Origin of the sequence: Streptomyces sp. NPDC048142, from assembly GCF_043202835.1 — a bacterium.
Classification (GTDB): Bacteria; Actinomycetota; Actinomycetes; order Streptomycetales; family Streptomycetaceae; genus Streptomyces.
In genome coordinates, this window is record NZ_JBIDBC010000076.1 from 1 (window position 1) to 4,236 (window position 4,236).

At 69.7% G+C, this 4,236-nt stretch carries 4 protein-coding genes and 1 pseudogene; all 5 read right to left on the reverse strand.

The window, feature by feature from the left end; genetic code table 11:
- Nucleotides 1-94 precede the first annotated feature (94 nt).
- Nucleotides 95-313 (reverse strand): annotated as a pseudogene (locus ACGF2Y_RS36495) (transposase); the annotation flags it as partial.
- Between the two features lie 73 nt (nucleotides 314-386).
- A complete protein-coding gene (locus ACGF2Y_RS36500) occupies nucleotides 387-1,973 on the reverse strand; it encodes an alkaline phosphatase D family protein (protein WP_392956376.1) in 1,587 nt (528 codons plus the stop codon).
- Nucleotides 1,970-2,518 carry a phosphoesterase gene (locus ACGF2Y_RS36505; protein WP_392956379.1) on the reverse strand — a complete coding sequence of 183 codons (549 nt, stop codon included), beginning with the start codon at nucleotides 2,516-2,518 and terminating at the stop codon, nucleotides 1,970-1,972. The genes ACGF2Y_RS36500 and ACGF2Y_RS36505 overlap by 4 nt, the downstream gene beginning before the upstream one ends.
- A 260-nt stretch (nucleotides 2,519-2,778) precedes the next feature.
- Entirely contained in the window at nucleotides 2,779-3,177 is a 399-nt protein-coding gene (locus tag ACGF2Y_RS36510) for a hypothetical protein (protein WP_392956381.1), read from the reverse strand.
- Nucleotides 3,174-4,028 (reverse strand): IS5 family transposase, encoded by an 855-nt coding sequence (locus tag ACGF2Y_RS36515; protein WP_392956384.1) that lies wholly within the window; start codon nucleotides 4,026-4,028, stop codon nucleotides 3,174-3,176. Before ACGF2Y_RS36515 ends, ACGF2Y_RS36510 begins: the two co-directional genes overlap by 4 nt.
- Nucleotides 4,029-4,236: the final 208 nt, after the last annotated feature.

Genomic DNA, 4,236 nt, shown 5'->3' on the forward strand with positions numbered 1-4,236 from the left:
TCAGCCACGTGATCATTCTGACCGCCCGGAGCTGCCGACCGCAGCAACCGGGCGACACGTCACGAGAGGGCGAACCCTGGCTGACGCGGCACTAGAAGACCCCGGCGTCGCGCCACTGCCGGAATCGGTTGTGGACGGTCGACCAGGCGCCGAACTCCGTCGGCATCTCCCGCCACTGCTCGCCCGTCTTGAACCGCCAGATCACACCCTCGAACTGCTGCCGCAGCCGCTCAGGATACGGGCCGTACTCGCCGATCGGCAGGTACGGCTCGATGAATTCCCACTCAGAATCAGTCAGTTGAACTCGCGTCACGCAAGACGGTCCACCGGACCGGGCCGTGCCACGAAGGTAGATCCCACAGATTGATCACGACTCGATACGCTCCCTAGTCTCGGCGCCACTGAGCGGGTGAGGTCTTCGTCGCAGGGTCCTCGTACGAGCCCGCCCGGCCCCGGTCGATGTGGAAGCTGGTCAGCGTCGTGACCGGGGAGGCCGGGTCCCGCCGGTCGGCGATCACCCGCATGTGGGCCGAGAAGCGGGTGGGCGTGGCCTCGTACACGTCGTACCCGTACCGGTTGCCCTCGAAGTACTTCAGGTGCGGGTTCGCCTTGCCCATGACCGGGCCGTAGGTCTTGTTCCAGTCCGCGCTGTACGCACCCGAGGTCACCGAGTGGGCGGTGAACTCCGTCCCGATCACCGGCGAGGAGGTGTTGTCGAAGTCCGGCCGGATGTCGTCCACGAAGGCCGAGTGCCAGTCGCCCGTGATGACGACCAGGTCCTCCATCCCGGCCGCGTGGACGTGGCCCAGCACCTCCTTGCGCTCCGCCGTGAACCCGTCCCACTGGTCGGTGAACATGTACGAGCCGCCGACGCGCGAGCGCAGCTGGCTGAGCATGATCGAGTTGGCCCATACGTGCCAGGCCTCGGGGGCGGTGGAGACGTTCCGCTTCAGCCAGTCCTTCTGCCGGCCGCCCAGGATGCTGCCGTCGGCGAGGTTCTGCGCCGTGCGGTACGAGCGCAGGTCGAGCACCGTCAGCTCCACCAGGTCCCCCCAGCGGCGGACCCGGTGGATCTCGGGGTCCGGCAGGCCGGCGCCGCCCGTCGCCGAGGCGTCGCGATGGGGCTGGTTCTCGTACCAGGCCTGGTAGGCGGCGGAGCGGCGGCGCAGGAAGGGAGCGCCGCTGGTCGTGCCGCTGTAGTCGTTGACCACCTCGTGGTCGTCCCAGGTCAGGAACCACGGGTGGGCGGCGTGCGCGTCGCGCAGCGAGGGGTCGCCCTTGTAGAGGGCGTGGCGGCGGCGGTAGTCCGCGAGCGTGAGGGTCTGCGGCGCGTCGTGGTCGCGTACGTGGTCCCCGCCGACCGGGCCGTGCTCGTAGATGTAGTCCCCGAGGTGGACGACGAAGTCCACGTCCTCGGCGGCGATCCCGCGGTGCGCCGCGTAGTAGCCGTCGTAGAAGGCCTGGCAGTTGGCGGCGGCGAACCGCACGCGCGGGACCGGGCCGACCGGGGCGGTCTTCGTACGGCCGGTCCTGCTGGTGTGGCCGAGAGCCTTGAAGGCGTACCAGTAGCGGGTCCCGGGGGCCAGGCCGGCCACCTGGACGTGCACGCTGTGGCCGAGAGTGGCCGAGGCGGGGTGGGTGCCGCGCGCGACGACCCGTACGAGCCCGGGGTCCTCGGCGAGTACCCACTCCACCTCGACGAGGTCCGGCAGCGCCTGCTCGGCGGCCAGCGGCTCCGGCGCGAGCCGGGTCCAGAGCACTACCCCGCCCGGCTGCGGGTCGCCGGAGGCCACGCCGAGGGTGAAGGGCGCCGGGTCGTACGAGGCCCCGAGGGCCTCGGCCGCCTCCAGGGCCTGGGCGGGGGAGAGGCCGGCGCTGAGCGGCCAGGCGAGGTTGAGGGCGCCGACGGCGCCGGCCGCCTTGAGCAGGTCGCGCCGGTTCAGGCGCGGCGCGGGCGTGCGGGTCGCTCTCATGCCGTGCCTTCCGTGAGCGTAAGCGAGATCGAGTCGGCGTAGCCGTCGTTCGAGGTGCCGCCCGCCCGGGTGAACACCAGCCGCACCCGCGCGCCGCGGGTGCCGGGCGGTACGGCGGAGGCCGCGGTCCGCTGGAGGAGGGCGGTACGGAAGCCCCGCTCGGCGGCGGTGACCGGCCCGAGCACGGACAGCGCGAGGGGTGCGCCCTTCGCGTCGCGGAACTCGACGGAGAGCTGGACGCCGTCCTCCTGGCCGAGGTAGCCGCCGAGCCAGCCGGCCAGGGCGTAGCGGACGGAGCCGCCGTCCACGTCGGCCGGTATCGCGATGTCCTGCACCAGCTCGGTGACGGGGCTGTTCCCGCCGGAGAAGAACCGGCTGCCGCGATTGCCCGGGCCAGGGGTGGACGGAGTCGGATAGCCGCCCCCGAGGCTGTAGTTGACGAGCGAGGGAGCCCCTTGCCGGATGCTCCACCCGGTGACGGAGCCGACGGGGGTCGCCGTCCCGCCCGCCCCGCTCTCCGCGTCCCCGTTGACCACCAGATTCACCGAAGTGCCTCCCGTTCCCAGTTGCCTCGGCGCCGTTGGATCGGCGCCGGTGTGTTGGCGAGGGCCATCCGATCAGGGAAGAGTGAACGGCGGAAGGCAGGAACCGAACGGCTGTCCCCGTGCGTCCAGGTTGGCCGGAAACTCCCCCTGAACGCAGAAGACCCTCACGTCTCCGCACCGCCCTGAACGGGTGGCGTGCCGCCACCTTCGTCCACCTGCGGAAATGGGCCGCAGGGCCTGGACAGCGTGTTCAGTGGGCGTTAAGTCCGTTTCTGGTAGCGGCCTCGTCCGGGTTGGGTGAGGAAGCCTTGGCGGGTGAGGCGTCCGAGGCGGCTGCGGGTGATGTTGACGGATGCCTCGTCGGTGGGCATGTCGAGGAGTTCGTGCAGCTCGCGGGCCCGGAACGCCTGGTCGGGGTGCTGGTTGAAGGCGTCGACGATGGCCTGGTAGGCGGTGCTCGACTCGGGCGGATCGGGTTCGGTGCCGGTAGGTACGAGTTCGGCGATGATCTTGCGGGTGGTGGCGAGTTCCGCGAGGCGGACTTCGGTCTCGGCGAGGGCGGCGGTGAAGTGCGCGATCTGATTGCGGAGTTCGTCCGCCCGGGCCGTGGCCGCGTTCTCCTGGATGTGAAGGTCGACCAGAAGTTCGGTGATGTTCACGCGGCCAGCCCGATGGTGTCGCGCCAGGCCGGCGTGGGTGTGGTGAGGCGCCGGGCCATGTTCGCGGTGGAGGCCCAGTAGACGCGCGAGGCGGAGGTGTCGGGCCGGTGGTCGTACTCACGGGCCAGACGCCGGTGGAGCATCAGCGTGCCGTTCGTCTGCTCGACCACCCACCGCTTGGGCTGCGGGACGAACCCTTCGCCCCGGTCGGCAGGGTTGCGGCGGACGACCTCGACGTCGATGTCCAGCAGAGCGCCGTGAACGATGACCGCTTCCTTGAAGCCTTGGTCGACCAGCACTTTCTCCAGGCGCATCCCGCATCGCTCGGCGGCCTGGTCGAGCAGGGCGGTGCCGGCCGCGTTGTCGTGCGCGGAGGCGGCCATGACGACGACGCCGATGATCAGCCCCAGCACGTCGACGGCCAGTCCCCGCTTGCGCCCCGAGACCTTTTTGTTCGCGTCCAGCCCCGTCGTGGTCCTGGGGACACCCGCCGCGGCGCGGACGGACTGGGTGTCGATGATCACGAGGGACGGGTCCTCTAATCGGCGGGCCTTCTCCCGGACCTGGCAACGAAGGAGCTCCTGGATCCGCTGGTCAAGCCCGTCCTCGCGCCACAACCTGAAGTAGTAGAACACCGCCGACCGGGCCGGCAAGTCATGCGGCAACATCCGCCACTGACAGCCCGTCCGGTTCTGATAGAAGATCGCGTTCACGACCTCCCTCAAGTCGCAGGACCCGGGGTCTCCGGTCGCCGACCGCGCCACCCGGCCCTGCTTCCAGGCCGTGATCATCGGCTCGATCAACGCCCACTGCCCATCCGACAAATCGCTGAGATACGGCTCTCTCATCACGCCCCGCATCTCAACATGGACATGCCCATCGAGCAGCCCGGACCGCGATCAATGCCACGATCGAGCGATCACGAACGAAGAGAAGTCGGACTTAACGACCACTCAGAGGGCGTTTATGCAGTTCAAAGCAGGTAAGCGGCTTATGTGAGTGCCCCTTTTCAGCATGGTTCGCCCCGTAGGTTCCGAATGCCGCCCGGCCAGATGCGAC